Genomic DNA, 21,849 nt, shown 5'->3' with positions numbered 1-21,849 from the left:
TTTAACCCTAATTTTTATAATATAAATGTTCTTTAATATGAAGTGGTATCAGCTTCGCTTTCCGCGGGCGAACCGACGAGCCTCCTCGCTTGTGCTCCTGCATCGCTTCGCTAGCTTCGTCGCAGAGAAAATCTCGCTGTGGGGCCTCTCTGGCTCGCTTTCCCGCAGGAGTCTTCGCTAATTCCACTTCAACAAAAATTGCATCACAAAATTGTATTGTATTGACTTTTTCAGAGGCCACCTTTATACACGGCGGGAGTGCTAAATTAATTTCTTCAACCATGTTAAGAGCATATTAGAAAGTTCCTTTTCTGCAAAAAAGTTATTATTCTCCAACTGTCACTTTAGGCAATAAATTCTTAATAGATTCTTCTTTACCTTCGTGAAAGGCTTTTACGATTGCACTTCCGACAATTACCCCATCTGCCATCGTACTAAGTTCATCTACTTGTTCAGGTGTTGAAATACCAAAACCAGCTAAAACAGGAATATCACTGATTTCTTTGAGATTGTGTAAATGTTCATCTAAAGATTGGCCAAATTCATTTCGGACACCAGTAATTCCATTCACAGTTACAGCATATATAAACCCTTCTGCCGTTTTTGCAATTCGTTCAATACGATCTATTGGGCTAGTTAATGAAATAAGTTGAACGAGTGCAATTGATGATTTTGTGAGTTTGGATTGGATAATATCTGCTTCTTCAATTGGTAAGTCTGGAATAATCAAACCAGCGATGCCTACATTTTCGCATTTTGCTATGAATTTTTCTATACCAAAAGCTAGAATTGGATTTAAATAACTCATGATCACTAAAGGAACATGAACTTCTTTTTTAAATTGCTCAATTTCATCTAGTATCGCTTTTAAGTTTACTCCTTCTTTTAACGCACGATTTCCTGCATCTTGAATAACTGGACCATCAGCTACTGGATCTGTGAATGGAATTCCCAATTCAATTGCAGTTACACCAACTTGCTGTAAGAAAAAGATTTGCTTACGAATGGCTTTAAGTCCCCCATCCCCTGCCATTATGTAAGGAATAAATGCCTTTTGCCCTGTTTTTACTTTCTCTTCAATTGCTAGTTGTAATGGTTTAGTCGTCATTTTTTTCGCCTCCTAGTGCAGCTCTTACTGTCTCAACATCTTTATCTCCACGACCAGATAAGCAAATCACAAGTATTTCTTCTGGTTGCATTTCTTTTGCGATTTCAGCAGCACGATAAATTGCATGAGCACTTTCTAAAGCTGGAATGATCCCCTCTGCACGAGATAATAATTTCAATCCTTCTAAAGCTTCATCATCTGTAACTGAAGAATATTTAACACGGCCAATATCATGTAAATAGCAATGTTCAGGTCCTATTGCTGGATAATCGAGCCCTGCCGAAATAGAATGTGCTTCTTGTATAAAACCATTATCATCTTGCAGTAAATACATATATGCACCATGTAAGACACCTTCTTTTAAATCAGCAAATGCTGCTGCATGAAGTCCAGTTTGAATACCTTTTCCTGCAGCTTCTACTCCAAATAATTTGACAGATTGATCTTCGACAAATGGGTGGAACATACCAATTGCGTTACTACCGCCTCCAAGGCATGCGACTATAGCATCTGGTAGTCTACCTTCCTTTTCAAGTATCTGTTTTCTAGTTTCTACACCAATGATTCGTTGAAAATCTCGTACAATTCTTGGGAAAGGATGTGGACCAAGCGCCGATCCCAAAATATAATGTGTATCTTCAACATTTGTCACCCAGTAACGAAGCGCTTCATTCACGGCATCTTTTAGCGTACCACCTCCTTGATCTACAGAAACAACGGTTGCACCTAATAATTCCATGCGAAATACGTTCAATGCTTGTCTTTTAACATCTTCCTTACCCATAAAGACAACACATTCTAAATTAAAAAGAGCACAAACAGTTGCGGTTGCTACACCATGTTGACCTGCTCCTGTTTCAGCAACAATTTTCTTTTTCCCCATTCTTATTGCAAGAAGTGCTTGCCCTAAAGCATTGTTAATCTTATGTGCGCCCGTATGATTCAAATCTTCACGCTTTAAGTAAATTTTTGCTCCACCTAATTGTTTCGTTAAACGTTCTGCATAATATAGCGGATTCTCACGTCCTACGTAATCTTTTAGATAGTATTGTAGTTCTTTATGAAATTCAGGATCAACAATTGCTTTGTCATAAGCCTTTTCCAATTCATTTAAGGCTTTCATTAGGGTTTCAGGTACGAACTGGCCCCCAAATTTACCATAACGACCTGGTTTTTGTTCATTGAATTCTTTTACCATTTATAAAACACTCCTTTTTACAGTATCTATAAAGTTAGTGATAAGTTTATTGTCTTTTTGCCCTTTGTTTTCTACTCCACTAGAGACATCCACCATATAGGGTTGTGCAATTTCGATTGCATTTTCAACATTTGATGGATTTAATCCACCTGCTAGAATAACTTTTCGTTTTTTTAATTTTGGATGGTCTAATAAACGCCAATCGAATGTCTGACCACTTCCACCCGCAAATTGGATACCAGGGGCATCTAGTAATAAATAATCTGTATCATAGGACAATGCCCATTTGATATCTTCTTCATTTTTTACTGAACATGCCTTAATAGTAGGAACTCCCATTTTCTTTATTTCTTCGTTCGTTTCATGTCCATGTAACTGGACCAAATCTAGGGGCACTTCCCTATAAGCTTTCAAAATGATTTCAACAGGAGCATCAACAAAAACACCAATTTTCATTATTTGTTGAGGAATTTGTTTTGCTAATTGATGAGCCGTTTCTATTGAAACTTCCCTCTTACTTTTGGCAAAAACAAATCCTATGGCATCGGCACCTGAATCTACTGCAGCTTTTACATTCTCCTTTTTCATCAAACCGCATATTTTTACTTTAGTCATGGCGTCACAACACCTTTTTGAACTTGTAAAGATTGCATTGTTCTTTCAATATCACCGCTACGCATTAATGTTTCTCCAACTAGGATTGCACTTGCCCCTAGACCAGCAACATATGTTGCATCATCTGTTGTTTTAATACCACTTTCACTGATCAACACGCGATTTTCATGAAATGGGAAATGTTGTGCAATTGTTGCGGTATGTTGTAAATCGACTTCAAATGTTTTTAAATTTCGATTGTTAATTCCGATAATTCTGGCATCAATCTCTAAAGCTATTTGAAGTTCTTGTTCATCATGTACTTCAACTAATATTTCGAGATCATGTTTCGTTGCGTATTGATAAAGGGATACTAATTTCTCTTTTGATAGTGCAGCTACAATCAATAAGATGACGGATGCTCCATTTACTTTTGCATAATCTATTTGAATTTCAGAAATGATAAAATCTTTGCAAAGTACAGGGATTTGAACAGCTTGCGTTACTTCTTTTAAATCTTCAAACGTTCCTTTAAAAAATGGTGTATCTGTTAAAACAGAAATGCACGCTGCTCCAGCTTTTTCATATTGTAAAGCTTGATCTACAGGGTTTACCCCATTATTAATAATGCCTTTTGAGGGAGAAGCTCGTTTAATTTCTGAAATGATTTGTAAATGATTAGCCCCTTTAAGCTTTTCATAAAGTGAAGGTCTCTTTTCTGGTTCAAAGCTTTGTTGCAAGGTTAATCCTTTCAATCTTTGAACCTCATTTTCTTTTTCAGCTAAGATTTTATCTAAGATTGTTGTCATGAAATTTTCTCCTTTCGATGTGCTTCACTATAAGCAATCACTGCATCCAATTTATCGAGAGCTTTTCCAGATAAGATAGTATCAATTGCCAATTCCACGCCATCTTGAATTCTATCAACTTTGCCATATGAAAATAGGCCAATTCCTGTATTTAATGCCACTGCATCAAAATAGGCATCTCGTTTACCTGCTAATAATTTTCTTAAAATAATGGCATTTTCATCTGGATTCCCGCCTCTAATCGCTTCAAGTGGTGCTTCGTTTAAACCAACATCTTCTGGACGCAATGAAAACGGAATCAAGTCATCATGATCAACTAGTACAAACTGATTTTGACCTGCAAGTGATGCCTCATCCATACCTCCTGAACCGGTTACGACAATTCCTCTTTTACGGCCAAGCATTTTCATAACGTTTGCATATTCCATTAGAAAATCCCTCCGATAAATACCTGTGAATTGAGTTTCTAAATCAACAGGATTCGTTAAAGGTCCAACTAGATTAAAGATTGTCGGTTTTCCAATCTTTCTTCTAACTTGACCGATTCGTTTTAATTTTGGATGCACATTTGGTGCGTATAGGAACGTGACGTTTTCTTTTTCCAATAATTCAAGTGTTTCCGGAATAGTGAAATCAGTATGGATTCCTAATGCTTCCAATACATCCGAACTACCAGCTGCACTTGAGATTTTGCGGTTACCGTGTTTTGTAACCTTCGCGCCAGCTGCGGCTAATACAAGTGCTGAAGTTGTACTGATATTAAAGCTATTGCATCCATCCCCACCTGTACCACAATTATCCATATAGCGTTCTCCTGGTGCAGGTACCTCTATTGCAAAAGATTTCATGACTGTGGCAAGCGCTGCAACTTCTTGTGCCGTCTCACCTTTTTTAGATAACGCGAACAAAAACTCTTCTATTTCTTCAAGAGGTGTATTGTCTTGGAACATTTTAATAGAGGCATCTAACATTTCCTCATAATATAAATGCTTCTTATTTATTACTTTCTCAATTGCTAGTTTCATGCTCATCTCTCCTATCTCATCTCTTAGCTCTACTCAATATTTGCTAATGCAGTTAAAGAATTTGTTTTTTCAAGGGTCTCATCAAATTCTCTAACTGCAATTGAATCTTCCACAATTCCAGCACCTGATTGAATGTGCGCGATACCATCTTTTAAAAGCATAGAACGAATGGTTATTGCAAAATCTACATTGCCGTTAAAACCGATATAACCAATCGCTCCACCAAATATATTCCGATGAGATGTTTCAATTTCATCAATTAAATTAATCGCCTTTGCTTTAGGTAAGCCTGTGATTGCTCCAGCTGGAAATGCAGACATTAGTACATCTAAAGAATGATAAACAGGTGAAAGCTTTCCTTGAATGGAAGAAACCAAATGCATAACATGTTCAAATCGTTCAAGTTTCATGTATTGTTGCAGTTGCAAAGTTCCTGGCTGGGCTACTTCCATTAAATCCTCTTTTGCAACTTCTACTATCATGGCATGTTCTTGTTGCTCTTTTGTGCTATTTAGAAGTTCCTTTGCTAATAGTTGATCTTCTTCTTCCGTTGCCCCTCTTTTCCTTGTTCCACCAATTGGATTTATCGTGATAGCTTCATCTGTTACTTTAATAAGACTTTCTGGTGATGTACCCAAAATGATATGGTCATCGAAATCCATATAATACATATATGGAGACGGATTTTGTTTTCTTAATTTTCTGTATATAGAAAATGGATTTCCACTATAAGTAGCCTGTTGCGGTCTAGATAATACGATTTGATCGACTGTGCCATCATTGATATATTCCTTTGCTTTCTCAACTTGATCGACAAAAGTCTCTTTTGACAATTCACTTGAAAACTGCGTAAGTTGATAATCTTCATCCTCAATATCTGACGGTTGTGTTTGAATTTCATTAATAATCTTATCTAAATCTACTTTTTGCTGTTCAGGATTTACTTCCGTATGAATAATCGTTACTTCATCTTGTAAATGATCAAATACTAAAATTGTTTCATAAATATAAAAATGTACATTTGGAATTTGCAAAGTATTTGGATGTCGTGATTTTACTGATGCACCATATGAAATATATCCAACTGCACCACCAGCAAACGGAAATTCTGTTGGCCCAGTAATCCTAGGCATTACTCTTTTTAACAATGTCAATAAATCACCATCGTAGTGATACTCTTTTTCTGTATTGAACTGTTTTTCGATTAATGTATTGCCACTGCCACTATACGATTTAATTGGATTTACACCAATCATTGAGTATCTACCTGAATCTTTAAACTTTGAATCTGACTCAAGTAAAAATTTTCGTTTTCCTTTTAATCTTTGAAAAATCAAAATAGGTGTCAACAAATCACCATTAATCTTCTTAATTGTTGTACGGAAACTTGTTTGTTCTATCATCAATTAATCATCTCCTAATTAGGTCGATTGTTGAGAAAATACAATACTGTTTCTATTTCAACCTTTTCGCTTTCGTTACAGGCGGACGCTTTCCTCGTCACATTCTCGCACGTATCGTTGCTTTTTGCACAAGTAAGAAGCCAAAGAAATTTAACAATATCAAATTATAGAGCCTAAATAAAAAAAGCCCTCATGAAAGAGAATTCTTTCATGAGGACGATATAGACCGCGTTGCCACCTCAAGTTGAAGTTTAAAAAACTTCCGCTTAACTATCCGTAACGAGGATTAGTCGTCATCCGCTACTAACAATGTGTTGACGGATGCTCTCATAAGTCCATTCACATAAGACATTGATCAGCTTGCACCAACCGCTGACTCTCTTAGCAATGTTCAATATGCTACTGCTCTTATTCTTCAATTTCTCGGCTATGCTCATCATTTCTAATCTCAACTCATAAGGCCAACTTCGCTACCGAAGCTGCTACCTCTTCGAACCTTTTATTTATTGTAATCTTAAAGATAATAATTACAAATGTCAACGATTATTTGAAATCATTTATGTTTTTATTTATTTGGATTATTCATCAACTGATGGAACAACAATCCAACCTCGTACGTATTCATTTTGTACCTTTGCCCATTTAACTTTCTTAACTATTACTGTTTTTTCGATTTGTAGTTCAATCCCAGCTGGAATTATTGCTACAACTTCTTCACTATCATTTGCATTGGGATATAAATCTGTATCTTCATCTAAAATGATACTATCTAAAGTGGTAGCAGGCTTTTCCGGTTTTGTTGTTTTTTCATTCACTTTCTTTAAGTAAGCATATGAAATCCAACCTTTTTGCCCATTATAACTTCCATATGCCCATTTGACATAATTGATTGATTTGATCTTAGTTATTGTTACAGTTGCATCTTTTGGTAATGTTGATAAAATTGTTGCTTTCATTGAAGTTGATTTTCGCATATTCACATTAGCGGTTGTTATATATTTTTCGTTAACATTTTCTATTGTGACTTTATCTTGGACAACAGGGCTATTATCTTTACTTACTTTCAAATAAGTTGATGAAATCCACCCTATTGTATTATTCCACTTAATTTTTGCCCATTTTACATTATTGACTTTTTTAGTTGTAATTAAAGTAACTTTATTTCCTTTTTTTAAAGTTGTAATTAACTCTTTATCAACGCCAGGTCCTTTTCTCAAATTCACCTTATCTGTTGTTTCATAGATTGCAGATGCTGCTTTCGCATGTAGAGGTTCATTTTCAAAATGAGTTGTAAAAGAAACCGCTGAAAATGCGATACTCCCTACAACTATTGTTTTCATTAGTTTATTTAAAAACATTGTTATTTCTTCCTCCTAAATACTTTTAAATCTATTACAAATAATAGTATAGCACTATTATCATGTAATTTTATGTATATAACAATTAAATTGGTATTAATCAAGTAGATATTTATGGCAAAAATAAAAACTATTTTCCTTCTGAGAAAATAGTTTTTTAGATATTAGCTTTCTACATGTTCTCTTTTAAAAATGCAATTAACGATTCCTGAACTTCAGGTGTTACACCATGTCCATCTTCGAAACTTTTAAATGTTACATTCGAACCTTGTTCAGTGAAGAAATCACGACTAGCTTCCCCCCATTGATATGGAAGAGCCATGTCCATTGTGCCATGTGAGATGAAAACAGGCATGTCCTGAACAGAGTGTTTTTGGTATTGATTTTTTACAAAATCAGGAGTATAACCGCTTAAAGCAACGATTCCTGCTAGTTTTTCTTTACCCATCGCTACAGCTAAAGATTTTGATAAGATTGCTCCTTGGCTAAAGCCCATCAAAAAGATTTTCTCTGCATCAATTGGGTATTCGGTGATGGCTTCTTCTATAAAATTCATAATATGAATAATGACTTGATCAAATACATTACGATGTGGTTTGCCAAATTCTTCGATTGTGAAAAATGCATAACCAGGTGGTTGAATAATAGGTCCTTGCAGGCTAAAGATGTGGCATTGATCTTTTATTTCATCAAGTAATCCTGGTAAATCTTGTTCGTTGCTTCCCATGCCATGCATAAGGAAAACTGCTGGATATAATTTGCCATGCTCCATATTCTTAGGAGCTGAATGTATAAATGTAAATGGAGAATTCATAATATCTTCCTTTCGAGATAAATTCATTTTATGATACCATACTATTTTCTAAACTCCCAATAAGCTTTCTCGATTTCGACAAATTTCAGTTTTGTCATAGAAAATCAGTAGGAATTAGATGTATGATATGGATAAAGATATGGAGGCGTTAGAATGGAAAGTTTTATTCGTACAGAAAAACAACGCAAACTACTCGCTAAAATAGAAGAACTAATTCCAGTTTTTCAAAAACGAGAACCACAATTAGATGCTCCTGGTTCATTCCCTTTTGATAACATTGAAGATTTAAAAAAAATTAATTATACCAAACTAACATTACCTACTGAATTTGGTGGTCAAGGTCTAGGCTTATATGAATATATATTAGCTCAAGAAACAATCGCTGTAGGCTGCGGTTCAACAGCTTTGTCAATTGGGTGGACGAACGGTACGATTTTAGAATATGTAGAAAGTCATCATTGGAATTCTGAAGCAGCCAAAGTTGTATTAAAAGCGATTGCAAATGGAGGACTTATTAATACGGCTTCATCCGAAAATAATGCCGGAAGTCCTACACGAGGCGCAATTCCAACAACGTCTGTTGTACGTGATGGTGATGATCTTGTTATAACAGGAGAAAAAATCTTCACAACTGCTGCTCCAGCATTAACTCATTTCATCATTACTGCGACAAATGAAAAAAAGGAAATTGAAATGATTTTAGTACCTAGTAACACAAAAGGTGTTTCTTTAAAAGATACATGGGATTCCCTAGCGATGAGGGGTACAGCTAGTCAAACGGTGATTCTGGATCATGTTCGTGTGCCAGATACATACGTATTGCAAACAAGATCACCTCAACTAAATGCAGCAAAAGGTTGGCTATTGCATATCCCTGCATGTTACATCGGTATAGCAAAAGCAGCACGAAATTATGCTTTAAACTTTGCGACGTCTTATATTCCTTCATCACTTGGTAAACCAATTGCTGAAGCACCCAATATTAAACAATTGATTGGTGAAATGGAACTTACTCTAACTACTGCAAGACATATGTTATATGGAACAGTTGAACGTTATGAACATTGCGAAGACAAAACAGCATTTAAAGAACCACTGGATGTAACAAAAATTGAAGTAACAAACGCAGCAATGAAGGTAGTCGACCTTGCTATGCAAATTGTAGGTGCAAGAGCATTATCCGAATCAAATCCAATGCACCGCTATTTCTTAAATGTTCGTGCTGGTCTGTACAACCCACCAATGTCAGATGTAATTCAAACAAAATTTGCGAATGAAGCGATTGCGAAGTTTATGGAGAAATAGCATTTGATTTTAAAAAAATAAATGATCACACGAGAAATGAATCAGCGGGTTTTATTTTTTTCATCGGCTGCTTCAAAATAGAGACTTTGAATAAAATAATCATACGCGTCGATCATCCAGTTTTATTTATTAAAAAATGGATGATCAACCGATACCCGCTACGGATTGCTCGCTTTCCTGCGGGCGTGCGCTGAGCCGCTTCCTTCGCTACGCTACGTGCAGGGTCTCAGCTGCCACGCTTTTCCCGCGGGAGTCGATCAATCCTCCGCTATAATCAATAAAACAATAAGACACAAGTACCTTGAATGTAAGATTACAGAAGAATATTCTTCCTCTTTAGCCTAACCAAAACGCTTATAAAGTTATATTATTATCCAGAGTACCAGCAAGCTAAGCACCACAATAAGAATTTATTTCAAATTTCTACAATCAAATAATCTAATATTACTCATAAAACGTCATATGTTTTTTATCTTGTTTATAATATTCTAATCTATCTTGTAAAGTACCGGTATGAAACTCAAATTTATGTCCATCAGGATCCGTAAAATAGATGGATTGCTTATCTTTTTCATCTCTTGGTCGACTAGGGAGAATGTTTACTTTTAAATCCTGTAGTTTCTTTAGCATCTCATCATATTTGTATATTTCAATTGTAAAAGCAAAATGTGTGTAGGACTCATGTATTTCATTTCTAGGAATATCTTTCTCTTCATTTAATGCGAGCCAAAGTCCATTTAAGTCAAAATACGCTGTGCTACGTCCTTTTACCAATAATTTAGCTTCGAATACTTCCTGATAAAATTCAATTGATTTGTCTAAGTTTGATACAGAAAATAGAAAATGATTCACACCTAAAACAGACATTATGATCCCCCTTGTATAGTAGACCTTTGTTAGTTGATTAATTATCATCTCGGTCTAATTAACTTCTTCCATCGCATCATTCAAAGTTAAATTGATTCATACATATACTATCTCAAATATCGAATCATCATTTCACCATATTAATGTAAATATATATGTTTAATGTACTATAATAATTGAATATACTAAATAGAGCCATTTATGATTTACGATTAGGGGGAAATGGATGAGAAAATACAGCGGGATTCTATCAATCTTATTCTTATTATTTGGTGTAAGTACAATATATTTTGCGAAATATATTCCTTTTTTCGCAGATTATATGCTGCAAATAATGATTATTACGTATATCGTGGCATGGTTATTAGCTCTACTATCTGAAAAAGGAATATGGAAAAAAGTTTCTTTAGTTGGGCTAGTATTCATATCCTTAGTCGTTATTGTTTTATTTGTTGTGATGACCTTACTTTGGAATAAACCATAATAATAAATTGCATAAAAACCATAGTGGCTCACACTACGTTAACGTAGTATGAGCTTTTATTCGTCGTATGGTTCTTTAGAGGTTTTACACTTTCAACAATATCTTGCCTTGATATTTCCTACTTTCCATTAAATCATGCGCTTTTGCTACATCACTTAATTCAAATACATGTACCTCGGGAAGTTCCAATTTTCCCTCAGCAAAAAACTTACATACCATCTCAGCCACTGGAGCTAATCTTTCTGGATAATGTTTTCTTGTTGTACCTAAGCTAAAACCTTTTACACTTCGGCAGCTTGAATGCACATCACTCGTTTTGAAGTTGCCAGCTTTCCCACTACTGTTACCAAATTGGACTAAGGTCCCATAAAGCGCTAAACAATCTAAGCTTTGACTCGTTACATCACCAGCAACCGAATCGAATATTACATTTGCACCTTCTTCATTAGTCATTTTCAACACGGTTTCAATAAATGTATCATATGTAACGACTTCATCAGCACCAAGCTCTTTCACATATGTAGCTTTGTTGATGTCTCCAACAACACCTATTATTTGCTTTACTTTGGCTAACTTTGCTAATTGTACAAGCATTGAGCCAACGCCGCCAGCTGCACTATGTATAACGATTGTATCTGTTTCTTTCACTTGTCCAATTTCATGGATTAAAATATACGATAAGATCGCAACAGTTGGAAATGCTGCAGCATCCTCAAAAGATACTGAATCTGGAATTTTATAAACAAGTGATTCTTTCGCAACAGCATATTCTGCATAGGATCCATATTTAGGAAATGCAATAACGCGATCCCCAATAGAAAAAGGACTATTTTCATCGACCTCTTCAACAGTACCAGCCATATCTAAACCTAATATCATCGGGAACTTCCCTTTAGCTTTATTGCCAGAGCGATTTTTTATGTCCGCATAATTTACGCTTGTATAAGCTGTACGAATTAATACTTCATTTTCTTCAATTTTCGGTTTCTCTATGTTCGTATATTTTAAAACACTAGAATTCCCGAATTCATTTTGAATAACTGCTTTCATCTTTAGTTTCTCCTTTATGAAAAACAAGAAAATGTTTTCTCATTTATTCGCACTTAATTTTGCACTATGAAATTAATTCAAAAACTAAAAATAAAAAGAAACCATTTGATTTATATTTACTCAAAATGGTTTCCAAGAACATTAGAAAATCAGAAATTTATTCACATACAAATAGTATGACATTATTTACTGAAACTCTAATATTTCTATAAAGTTTCCAAAAGGATCTTTAATTACATTAAACAAGCCCGGTGGACATTTTTGAGGCTCTTCAAATAATAATTCAATCCCCTTATCCTGAAGTATTTCCATTTCAGAAACTAAATCCTTTGTTTGCAAACCCATAACTATTTGAGAATTATCGTAATAATCTAATGTATTCAATTCAGATACTTTCTCAAGTATGATTGGGAGTCCATCAAAGTTTAGCTCTACTATACTTTCACTATAAACTTTTTCCAATTGAAGGTCTAAGCCCTCACAATAAAAACGTTTAGCCTTTTCAATATCATTAACCTTAATAGAAATCATACACATTGCAAGACTCATACATTCACGCTCCTACATTTTTTGTATTGTTTTAGCTTTATTCAAATCTATTTTCATGCTCTCTTATCATTCTGTATTCAATTTTAGTTACTATTCTTGTTTATATTGAAAATCATTCTGATCTATACTAATAAGTAAATATGACTTGTCTTTAGAACAACTACTTAATGAGTACCAAATTGTACGTTGTTCTTTCTTTTCCTCTATAATCTTATTGCATACATCCTTAATAATTTCCTTTGCCCCGTAAGCATCATTAGAATTATCTTCGGTATAGAGAATCTTTTTTCCATCGTAATTCAAATCAGTAAAGATTGGATCTCCTTCAATGGTATATCCAGTTATTCTTATTTTGTCTGCTTTTTCATCATTATAGTTACTAAAAAAATTTATAAACCGGTCAAAATTATTAACCGAAATACTAGTTTGAACCACATCCCCTCTTTTAATAGCTTCTTCAGAAGTATAAGGTTTGTTTTGAGAATTGGTATTAGTTTTTGAATTGCTTTGAGTGCACCCAAAACAGCTAACCATTATAACTAATAAAATAAAGACAAAACATGAACTCCTCAAATAATGCCCCCTTATAAATCATCTATATAATTGAATTATAAATTATATTTGGTATTAAATACAAATATTGTAATGTAATTATCTACGATGGATAAGGTTTCATGTGTTATTACATTTTCAATTATTATTAATGCCCATTTACGATACTCGCCCTTTTTTTCAAAAAGTAAACTAAAAAAGGCGAAGAATGGTCTTTACTGTGTTCATTGTAATGCTTTGAAAGTTTTAGTTTAGAAAAAGGCAGTTCTTTGGAAGGTGAGGAGAACATTTAAAAACATTAATTACAGTGAAGACGCTTATAAATTTACTTATAAATTTGATTTTTACTATAATGGCGAAACTATCGAAACTTTCAATATACGAGTTACTCAAGATGGACTTATGAATATTAATGGTCGTGAATATGAACTTGTAAGTGGAACTACAGTAAAAGAATTGCTCAAAATTTTGGAATGAATTGTTTGATAAAAATATTACATAGATGCTCAAAAGGTGACATACTCATACTTATTCGCCACTCGAAAAAATAAGCATATTCGAAATAATACTCGAATATGCTTATTAATTTGAAGATATTCCAATCAAGTTAATCAGAACTATAATTTTAAAAAACAGCTTCAGATTTTTTTACTGAAAGATGTCTTCTAATTCAAGAAAGGAAATTATATATCCTTAAGGCTTATCACTCGCAAGTTCTTCTTTTACGATTGAGCTTTTCAAAGAACTAAAATCGTCGTCTAATCCGGTTGTTCCTTTCGTTCTACTACTATATCCAGATGTAAACAGCTCACCGTCTAGTTGATAAATCGCAAATTTTTTTACAATTCGGTTATTATCCTCAATAATGGATGCAAAAAAATACACATCGTTTTTTGGAATACTATTTGGTAAAAATCCAACGTCAAATGAGTACTTCCCTAATTCTTTTTCTATATCCTTATATGCAGTTATTTTCATTTTCTTTCGAACATTTATAGTAGCATCTTTATATTCTTTATAGATCTTCTCATCAGTTAAATATTTGTAGAACTCATCAATTTGTGAATTCTTTGCAAGTGCAGCAGGTGCAATATTCAATAGCAATGTAGTCGTCAGCAAAATTAATAATAGATTTTTTATCAATTATTCCACCACCTTCAACAATAGTATTTACCTTTCAAACAACTTAATACTAATAATCAATTCAAATATCTTTAAAATGATTTAGTATTTTTAAGAAACTAGTCAATGTTTTAATTTCTTTATTGCCATGTTTTGATTTTTTTATATAGACTATCGAGGTATATATAATATGATTTTATGCATAAAAATTTTATTTTGAATCAACCTATTAGTGTAAATAATTAATATAAGGATGATTTTAGATGAAAAAATTTATCATAACCATATTTTCTTTATTATTGTTACTCCAAATAAACACATATATTGCGAATGCTTCAAAGAATGATTTTGAAAAGTTTTACTACGATATCGGATATAAAGATATTTCTAATGCCTTATTAGATAGCAATAAACATTATAAAACGAATATATCTCTACCATCACAATTACCTGAAGTATCTTTTACACATGCATTTGGTAGACTTAACGATTTGGAAGGCGAAGAAAATGATGGATTAGAATTCGAATTTATAAATGAAAATTCACCACACAATCATTACAAAATTCTCATCAACCCAATCGCACATAAACTGCCTTTTGAAGAAAAACATATTAAGCAAAAAGTGAAGCTTAAAGATGGAAGTGAAGCTGTTTTTAGCAAAACATTTACAGATTTCAATACTTTAGTTTTCGAAAAGAATGGTTGGCAATATATCTTAAGTATGGATCAAGAAAGTGAAAAAAAGATCACTATGGAAAATTTAATTGAAATTGCTAATTCAGTAAAATGATTTTCTAATTAAAGTTTTACATCTCATTTTGGATGTCTGTTCGTATTTTGTGAAAATTAAAAGACTTGGATCTACATGTATAGGTGTAGAATCAAGTCTTTTTGCATTCAAGATTTTCTAATTATTGTGCTATATCATTAAAAGAGATTGTTCGATTAATTTGTTATTATTCGAAACTTATTTTTTATATCCTATTCTAACTAAATTTGTTCTACCAATTTCTTCTTAACAATCAAGGAGAAGACAAGTAAAGCAATTCCAACTGCTAAAAAGAGATACGAAAATACTTTTCCTCCAAGTGTTGATGCATTAAGCAGTACAAACGCCAATGCAAGCATTATAAAACTAAATAGGCCAAAATATAAAGGTGTGATGCTCTTTTTTCTTTTAGATAAGATGACCCCGAGTAAAATAAATAGATAAATTATACTTAACATCATCATTAATGGATAAGCAGGATGGAATTTTGCTGCATACACAAAATAATCGAATATTGAAATATCAGAAGCTTGCTGAACTCCCCCGCCTATAAAATGCGAAAATGGTGTTGAATATGCCCATTCCCAAGGATTATCAACAATACCGCTACCTTCGTAGAAAGCAATTAACGATGATCCAAAAAACATTAGAAATGCAAAGACTATTTGAACGATTAACTTATAGATAAGATTCTACCTCCTTCTAAATAAATAATTTATTTCTAATCAATAATAAACATCCGTATCAACTTGTGCTTAAAACCTACTTTTTACATGTACTAAATTCTATGTAAATTTTATAAAATCTTTTTTAGATGAGCATAGATAGTAAAAATAAGACAATCAACAATATGATTTAATAGATTTATGTCTCAAATATAGATACCCAAAAACAGATGTTCCACAAATAATAGTCCCAATTATGAAATACAGTCCCCTTATAGTTATAAACTCTACACAGAACGATGCACATAGAATTCCTAAAGGAAGCATTATTCGCATAATCAATAATCGAACAGATGTTACTTTTCCCATAACATGATTGGGAATGGATTGCTGGATAAGAGTAATATTATTAATATTGAATATAGCAATAACAATGCCTGCAATACATTCTGTTATAATAGCGAGAAAATACCATGGTGTTAAACTTAATGAAATGTATGTACAGCCACCTATAAATAAAGAACTGAACAATATTCCAAAATCTTTATTTTTTGATAGTTTAGAGTTTAATAAAGCGCCAAGAATATAACCTACTGGAAATCCAGCCATAAACAACCCATACGCTGTATAGGGTAAGTCTAAAACAGTAGTGATAAATGGTAATGTTGTAACAGTTGTAACCCCTACTCCAAATTGAACAAATCCAAAAAAGACTCCAAGCCATACAATTAGTGGATGATCAAAATACGAATGCAATCCTTCCTTAAAATCTGTAAGCCATGGTTTTCTAATTTGCTGTGGGTTAAAATTTTCGCTAATTTTTGATAAAGCATATGTACTAATTAAAAAGGCAAAACCAATTACAAGTAACAACCACTTTACTTCAATAAACTCAACAGCTATTCCTGCAAGGATCGGCCCCATAATTGCCATCACTTGCCGGATACTTTCAAGGGTAGCATTTGCCTTGCCTAGCTGTTCTTTTTCAATAATTGTTGGCAAAATAGCTTGATTTGCTGGTGTAAAGATTGGCATTACGATTCCAACAATAACTTGAACCAAGAATATTAAACTGATTGAAAAAAATTCTCCTATTAAAGAAACAGACAATGTTAAAGCAAGAAAAGCTCGTATCAAATGACAAATAATCATTGTCCGTTTTCGACTCCAACGATCGATATAGGGACCAATAAAAAGTTGCATGAAAAATGATGGGACATAATAGATTAACCATACTAATCCTAGTTTTGTAGGCGAACCCGTTAATTTATAAATTAATACAGAATTACAAAATGTAAAAAATGCACCTCCCAGTTCAGAAGTTGCACTACTTAACCATATAGCTTTAAAACTGTTATTAATATTTTCCACCCTCTAACTACCACATCTGAGCTAAAGCTTCAAAATTGAATAATTTACATCTTTTTATTTATTCTATTTAGAATTGACATTACAAAATTTGATTTATCCTCTGCATATTGATGTTTATCATGTATATTCATTTGTGAAAGCTCTTGTTTCAATTTTTCATATTCTATTCTTGCAGTTTTATTATTTCTTAAATAATCTCTAAACTGTAGCTGCTCCACCAAGTATTTGTTGCCACTTTCATACATATGAATTCGGTGGGTTCTTGGTTCTCCCTTATTAAAGTAATGTCTTTCAGGTAATACAGCAGTTCCTCTATATTTATAGCCTAGTGTTTTTAACCCTGTAACACACGCTAAGCCTTCTTCAAATGTTTCTATTTCAATCGCTATATCAATTATTGGTTTTGCACTTAATCCAGACACCGAAGTACTACCAATATGGTGAATTGCTACAGTATGTTGACCAATAATATTTTCGATTTGTCTTTTTTCTACTAAGAATTCTTTTTCCCACTCACTAGTCCAAGGAATTAAAAACACCTCGCCTCTAGGTAAGCCAAGCAAAGAAATCATCTCCTTAAATTGATAGTACCTGATATGAAATATGCTGGAATAATACTGATTGATTATTATTACCCTTCCGATAATACGTAATATTTTTTTTCAATTCCTTTATATTGAACAATCAAAACATCTTCTCTCTCATTCGTTGAGAATATTTTACTTCCAGCAGGCAGTTTAGTAGCCATCTTATTTTTGAATGGTTCGTCTGAAGATATTGAATATTTACTTTCAATTTCGCCTATTTCGTTCTTTTTTGTAAGTTTTAATTGATTTACCCAGTCAATATCGGTTTTATAGACTCTATCACCCAACATAAAAATATCAGCATTTTTATCTAATTTTAATTCTTCTTCTGCCGATGGTGCTGGAGTCTTATGCTCAGTAGTCTTCACCTTGTTCCCGCATCCAATTAAAAAGATAGAAATAACAAACAGATAAATAATAATCTTTTTATATTGCATTACCTCACCTCTATCTATTTTTTGCTCCTCTTATTCCATCATTTGCGAAAAAATGTAAAGATTATAAAGAGCCGGCATAAGAATAGCAAAAGCTAGGCAAATTATTGCGGCAAATTTGTTTTGCTTTATTCCCCGCTCATCCTCAGCTTTTAGTTTTTGAAAGAAAGTTAATGTAAAATATAAGCATAATATAATAAATACTGATGAAAGTAATCCAATCCAATTCGCTGGACCAAAAACATTTAAATTATCCATAAAAAACTCCTCCTCTCCATTCTTTTAAATTATTTAATCATTTTTATAAAATTTATGAACCTGAATAGAAATTAAGTCTATTAATCATTTACTTTTCTAATACGCATTATACCTCTTTAGATTGCGCTTTCCGCGGGCGAACTGACGAGTATCTTCGCTTTTCCGCAGAACTGGTCATCTTCCGCTTCATTGACAGTGTTCTAATTTAATATGTCTCATAATAATGGTCCATTTAATGTTCGTGTATTTGCCTCATGCTGGAAGAAATAATAAGAAAATGAATATGGCAATAGACCTGCTAAATTTGGATTATTGATGACAAAGTTATCCATATAAATATGGACAATATTCCTTCAATTAAAACCTATAAAAGATATTTTTGTGAGATATTAAATCACCTCTTATTCCAATATATTTTTTCGACTCTTCCCAATCCAGTTTTCAAAATATTTAAGATTCCACCATAGTTATATAAAGAAAAAAGAAAATAGCGTCCCAATGTTAATAATTACTTTTCCTTTTCCATTCATTATAAAAATCTTTAATGGTTGTATGTATTGCATTTAAAGTAATTAAAATTAAGTACAACATCATAACCGTTGCAATTTCTCCTGTGAAAAATGCAATAAATGCAATACCGAATATCCAGAAATAAAACATAAATTTATTCATATTATTTATATCCTCTCACGTCCAAATTCAATTTAATTCTATATTAAATTTTGTCTGCCCTATTAATGCTTAAAAACATCAGAATTAAATTAAGTACCACAAATATTACCAAATATTCATTTCTTAATATACCACAATTTAACTATATTAGAAATACAACTGAAATACTCAGGTAAAAAGAAGCATCATCTCTACATACAAGATGTCGGAAAGAAATTCGATTTAATCTCTATCATATAAATCCTCTTCACACTTAAAAGCGGCACTACTTTAAATAAAGTAGTGCCGCTTTTTATTCATCTTCAAAAAGAATTGTTTTATTTATATCATTAATTTTGAATTACCACATTTTCCGGTGCAACGTTTTGCAAAAAGAGGCTCGGTTCACCTATACTATATAGCTGCAAATAATGCATAGCTCTCGTGCAGGCAGTATAAAACAGCCTACGAAGACTTTCATCTCCATATACTTGTGCCGATGCATCATATATGATGACTGCGTCGAATTCGATGCCTTTTGCTAAATATGCCGGTATGACAACAACACCTTGTTCATATTCAATTGATCCTGTCTTCACGAGTTTAATATTATCGATGTCACTGAGGGCATCATATGCGACAGTGCTTTCGGCAGCAGATTTACATATGATTGCTATCGTATTATACTCCTGTTTCAGTAGCTCTTCGACTTTGGCAACAATAGAGTTGTGTAATACAGTAATGTTGGATACTAAAGTAAGAACTGGAAGCTCACCACCACGTTCAAATGCGGAAATCCGTTCACCACCAGGTATAAGTCCACGTGTAAATTCAGTGATAGATTTTGTGGATCTGTAGCTTACGCTCAAGTTAAACGTATCCGTTTCATCCTTTCCATATATACTTGAAAGTGTATGGAAATCAACCATTTCACTAGCATGTGCAAATATTGCCTGATTAAAATCTCCAAGTACAGTCATTTTTGCAGCAGGAAACAATTGCTTCAAAAACTCAAATTGAAATAATGAGTAATCTTGCGCTTCGTCTACAAGTACATGCTTAATTGCTCGATTTGTTTCAAACCCTTGAATCAACTCTTTAAGAAGTAAAAACGGAGTAGCATCTTCGTAATACAGTTCCCCATCATTCAGCGTCTTCATTGTCAAAGTGCAAATATCTTCCCACTCTTCGGGTATTTTCTCGGGATTCCACAATTCGATGCTTGTAGGATCAGTGAAAAGCTGTTTGTATATTCCTATAAAATTGACAAAACGAAAAGTTTGTATCCATTTGCGGAGAGGCTTTAACTTCTTACGAACAATCATTTGTCTTAATAATTTGCTTTCGTTTTCATAATAATCTAACGAGTCTTCAGTAATACCTCTTTTTTTCTGTAAATAAGTAAATGCCTTTTGATACTCGTCTTTGCTAAGCAATTCCATCTCTTCTTGAACCCATGGCTTTGTTAACTCGAGCTTTTCGATTTCATCAATTCGTATTTTTAACCATTCTTTTAATTTCTCAAGCCTGTTTTGAAATAATAGAGAGGTGTTGCTGCTATAAAACCTATCCATGATTTGTTTGGCTGAGACAATTGTTATACCTCTGAATTTTATTCCCTTAAATAACATGCCGGATATTTCAAGAGACTGTCTATATCTTTTAATTGTTTCAAAAAAACTGTTCGATGCCTTGAATTCAATACTTGAGATTCTAGTCTGGTAGTAGGGATCATCCATTCCGGTTAACACATATTCCAATTGTTTATAAGGATCTTCAACTTGGAATGAACTGCTCAACCGTTGATCTACGTATTCTTGGAATGTTACCTGTTGCATATTTTCTTCACCGAGTTCCGGCAATACATGGGATACATAACTATTAAACATAGAATTCGGTGAAAAAAGAATGATTTGATCAGCTTTCAATTTATTTCGATACTTGTATAGCAAGTAAGCAATTCGCTGTAAGGCTGAGGAAGTCTTGCCACTGCCAGCAGCACCTTGAACAATAAGTAGTCGGTCATGATCATGTCGAATGATCAGATTTTGCTCCTGTTGAATGGTGGCTACAATACTTTGCATATGTTTGTTTGTACCTTTACCAAGTACCTGCTGTAAAATCTCATCTCCAATAGTCAGATTCGTATCAAACATTGATTCGATAATTCCTCCACTGATGATATATTGCCACTTTTGATCCAACAAGCCATGAACGACTCCTCCTGGTGTAACATAAGAGGCTGGACCAGGTGAATAATCGTAGTAAACGCTTGATATAGGCGCCCGCCAGTCGTAGATTAGAAAATTTTCTCCAACTGTATCCATTAGCGTAGAGACTCCGATATAGATACTTTCTACTTCAGAAGTTCCTTTTTCGAGAAAATCAATTCTTCCAAAATACGGTAATTCTTTCATGCGATTCAATATATTCAATTTATCGAAGGAGTGTCTGTGGATACTTTGACTTACGGACAAGTTTTGAGCCTGTTGTCTTAAGCCAATAATTGTTTCGAGATAATCATCAAAAGAATCAGTGTTAACCTTGACTTCATCCCAAAAATGTTTTCGGATATTTACCACTTCTTTTCGACGATTGCCTGTATCATCTTTGATCTTGATGATTTGCTCCTTGATCGTCTCCATTACACTATCCAATCGTTCCTGCTCCTGACGAAGATCTGTGTTCATACCATTCACTCCTTAAAAATGAAAAGTTTAATTTGACAAAAGAGAATATTTATTGTATAATTAAATTGGATAAAATATGCACTCTTTTAAAACAAAAGTGTTTCTATACTAATTTAACATTTTCCCTCAATTTAATCAATGTAAATTTCCCTTTCCATTAATTTAATTTTCCTTTAATTGATTAA

At 33.3% G+C, this 21,849-nt stretch carries 22 protein-coding genes and 1 other annotated feature; of the genes, 3 read left to right on the top strand and 19 right to left on the bottom strand.

Annotation, left to right across the window (positions count from 1 at the left end; genetic code table 11):
• Positions 1-325: 325 nt before the first annotated feature.
• The 8 genes from trpA to ACIQ4I_RS01815 form a co-directional block, all read right to left on the bottom strand.
• Positions 326-1,108 (bottom strand): tryptophan synthase subunit alpha, encoded by a 783-nt coding sequence (gene trpA / locus ACIQ4I_RS01850; protein ID WP_403092266.1) that lies wholly within the window; start codon positions 1,106-1,108, stop codon positions 326-328.
• The gene (trpB, locus tag ACIQ4I_RS01845; protein WP_403092264.1) at positions 1,098-2,306 is read right to left on the bottom strand and encodes a tryptophan synthase subunit beta; all 1,209 of its coding nucleotides are present in this window, start codon (positions 2,304-2,306) and stop codon (positions 1,098-1,100) included. The genes trpA and trpB overlap by 11 nt, the downstream gene beginning before the upstream one ends.
• Positions 2,307-2,921: a phosphoribosylanthranilate isomerase gene (locus ACIQ4I_RS01840; protein ID WP_403092262.1), complete on the bottom strand. Its 615-nt coding sequence runs from the start codon at positions 2,919-2,921 to the stop codon at positions 2,307-2,309.
• Positions 2,918-3,709 (bottom strand): indole-3-glycerol phosphate synthase TrpC, encoded by a 792-nt coding sequence (gene trpC / locus ACIQ4I_RS01835; RefSeq protein WP_403092260.1) that lies wholly within the window; start codon positions 3,707-3,709, stop codon positions 2,918-2,920. The genes ACIQ4I_RS01840 and trpC overlap by 4 nt, the downstream gene beginning before the upstream one ends.
• Positions 3,706-4,734: an anthranilate phosphoribosyltransferase gene (gene trpD, locus ACIQ4I_RS01830; protein ID WP_403092258.1), complete on the bottom strand. Its 1,029-nt coding sequence runs from the start codon at positions 4,732-4,734 to the stop codon at positions 3,706-3,708. The genes trpC and trpD overlap by 4 nt, the downstream gene beginning before the upstream one ends.
• A gap of 29 nt (positions 4,735-4,763) precedes the next feature.
• The gene (locus tag ACIQ4I_RS01825) at positions 4,764-6,137 is read right to left on the bottom strand and encodes a chorismate-binding protein (RefSeq protein WP_403093335.1); all 1,374 of its coding nucleotides are present in this window, start codon (positions 6,135-6,137) and stop codon (positions 4,764-4,766) included.
• Between the two features lie 209 nt (positions 6,138-6,346).
• Positions 6,347-6,562, bottom strand: a binding site (T-box leader).
• 153 nt (positions 6,563-6,715) lie between these two features.
• The gene (locus tag ACIQ4I_RS01820; protein WP_403092256.1) at positions 6,716-7,495 is read right to left on the bottom strand and encodes an SH3 domain-containing protein; all 780 of its coding nucleotides are present in this window, start codon (positions 7,493-7,495) and stop codon (positions 6,716-6,718) included.
• Positions 7,496-7,667: 172 nt separating this feature from the next.
• Positions 7,668-8,309 (bottom strand): alpha/beta hydrolase, encoded by a 642-nt coding sequence (locus tag ACIQ4I_RS01815; RefSeq protein ID WP_403092254.1) that lies wholly within the window; start codon positions 8,307-8,309, stop codon positions 7,668-7,670.
• A gap of 153 nt (positions 8,310-8,462) precedes the next feature.
• Between ACIQ4I_RS01815 and ACIQ4I_RS01810 the strand changes: the two genes are divergently transcribed.
• Complete coding sequence (locus tag ACIQ4I_RS01810) at positions 8,463-9,614, top strand: acyl-CoA dehydrogenase family protein (protein ID WP_403092252.1); 1,152 nt, start codon at positions 8,463-8,465, stop codon at positions 9,612-9,614.
• A 444-nt stretch (positions 9,615-10,058) separates the two neighbouring features.
• On the opposite strand, the gene fosM is transcribed toward ACIQ4I_RS01810, so the two are convergent.
• Positions 10,059-10,481: a FosM family fosfomycin resistance protein gene (gene fosM / locus ACIQ4I_RS01805; RefSeq protein ID WP_403092250.1), complete on the bottom strand. Its 423-nt coding sequence runs from the start codon at positions 10,479-10,481 to the stop codon at positions 10,059-10,061.
• A 226-nt stretch (positions 10,482-10,707) separates the two neighbouring features.
• On the opposite strand from fosM, the gene ACIQ4I_RS01800 reads away from it, so the two are divergent.
• The gene (locus tag ACIQ4I_RS01800; RefSeq protein WP_403092248.1) at positions 10,708-10,965 is read left to right on the top strand and encodes a hypothetical protein; all 258 of its coding nucleotides are present in this window, start codon (positions 10,708-10,710) and stop codon (positions 10,963-10,965) included.
• An 84-nt stretch (positions 10,966-11,049) separates the two neighbouring features.
• Here the strand turns inward: ACIQ4I_RS01800 and ACIQ4I_RS01795 are convergent, their stop codons facing one another.
• The 4 genes from ACIQ4I_RS01795 to ACIQ4I_RS01780 form a co-directional block, all read right to left on the bottom strand.
• Positions 11,050-12,015 carry a quinone oxidoreductase family protein gene (locus ACIQ4I_RS01795; protein WP_403092246.1) on the bottom strand — a complete coding sequence of 322 codons (966 nt, stop codon included), beginning with the start codon at positions 12,013-12,015 and terminating at the stop codon, positions 11,050-11,052.
• 186 nt (positions 12,016-12,201) lie between these two features.
• Positions 12,202-12,564: a VOC family protein gene (locus ACIQ4I_RS01790; RefSeq protein WP_403092244.1), complete on the bottom strand. Its 363-nt coding sequence runs from the start codon at positions 12,562-12,564 to the stop codon at positions 12,202-12,204.
• Between the two features lie 90 nt (positions 12,565-12,654).
• Positions 12,655-13,137, bottom strand: a complete 483-nt coding sequence (locus ACIQ4I_RS01785; RefSeq protein ID WP_403092242.1) for a DUF4362 domain-containing protein — start codon at positions 13,135-13,137, stop codon at positions 12,655-12,657.
• A gap of 672 nt (positions 13,138-13,809) precedes the next feature.
• Entirely contained in the window at positions 13,810-14,259 is a 450-nt protein-coding gene (locus tag ACIQ4I_RS01780; RefSeq protein ID WP_403092240.1) for a hypothetical protein, read from the bottom strand.
• A gap of 242 nt (positions 14,260-14,501) precedes the next feature.
• Between ACIQ4I_RS01780 and ACIQ4I_RS01775 the strand changes: the two genes are divergently transcribed.
• Positions 14,502-15,029, top strand: a complete 528-nt coding sequence (locus ACIQ4I_RS01775; RefSeq protein ID WP_403092238.1) for a hypothetical protein — start codon at positions 14,502-14,504, stop codon at positions 15,027-15,029.
• A gap of 200 nt (positions 15,030-15,229) precedes the next feature.
• Here ACIQ4I_RS01775 and ACIQ4I_RS01770 read toward each other — a convergent pair whose 3' ends face one another.
• The 6 genes from ACIQ4I_RS01770 to helD form a co-directional block, all read right to left on the bottom strand.
• Entirely contained in the window at positions 15,230-15,673 is a 444-nt protein-coding gene (locus tag ACIQ4I_RS01770) for a DUF4306 domain-containing protein (RefSeq protein WP_403093332.1), read from the bottom strand.
• 177 nt (positions 15,674-15,850) lie between these two features.
• Positions 15,851-17,044 carry an MFS transporter gene (locus tag ACIQ4I_RS01765; RefSeq protein ID WP_403092236.1) on the bottom strand — a complete coding sequence of 398 codons (1,194 nt, stop codon included), beginning with the start codon at positions 17,042-17,044 and terminating at the stop codon, positions 15,851-15,853.
• Positions 17,045-17,088: 44 nt separating this feature from the next.
• Positions 17,089-17,607, bottom strand: a complete 519-nt coding sequence (locus ACIQ4I_RS01760; RefSeq protein ID WP_403092234.1) for a GrpB family protein — start codon at positions 17,605-17,607, stop codon at positions 17,089-17,091.
• A 68-nt stretch (positions 17,608-17,675) separates the two neighbouring features.
• Positions 17,676-18,068 (bottom strand): hypothetical protein, encoded by a 393-nt coding sequence (locus tag ACIQ4I_RS01755; protein ID WP_403092232.1) that lies wholly within the window; start codon positions 18,066-18,068, stop codon positions 17,676-17,678.
• A 30-nt stretch (positions 18,069-18,098) separates the two neighbouring features.
• The gene (locus ACIQ4I_RS01750) at positions 18,099-18,323 is read right to left on the bottom strand and encodes a hypothetical protein (RefSeq protein ID WP_403092230.1); all 225 of its coding nucleotides are present in this window, start codon (positions 18,321-18,323) and stop codon (positions 18,099-18,101) included.
• Between the two features lie 1,001 nt (positions 18,324-19,324).
• The gene (gene helD, locus ACIQ4I_RS01745) at positions 19,325-21,664 is read right to left on the bottom strand and encodes an RNA polymerase recycling motor HelD (RefSeq protein WP_403092228.1); all 2,340 of its coding nucleotides are present in this window, start codon (positions 21,662-21,664) and stop codon (positions 19,325-19,327) included.
• Positions 21,665-21,849: the final 185 nt, after the last annotated feature.

Source organism: Rummeliibacillus sp. NPDC094406 (assembly GCF_044763875.1).
In the GTDB taxonomy this organism is placed as follows: domain Bacteria; phylum Bacillota; class Bacilli; order Bacillales_A; family Planococcaceae; genus Rummeliibacillus.
Note: the sequence above shows the minus strand (reverse complement) of the source record. Positions and strands in the feature narration are given on the sequence as shown.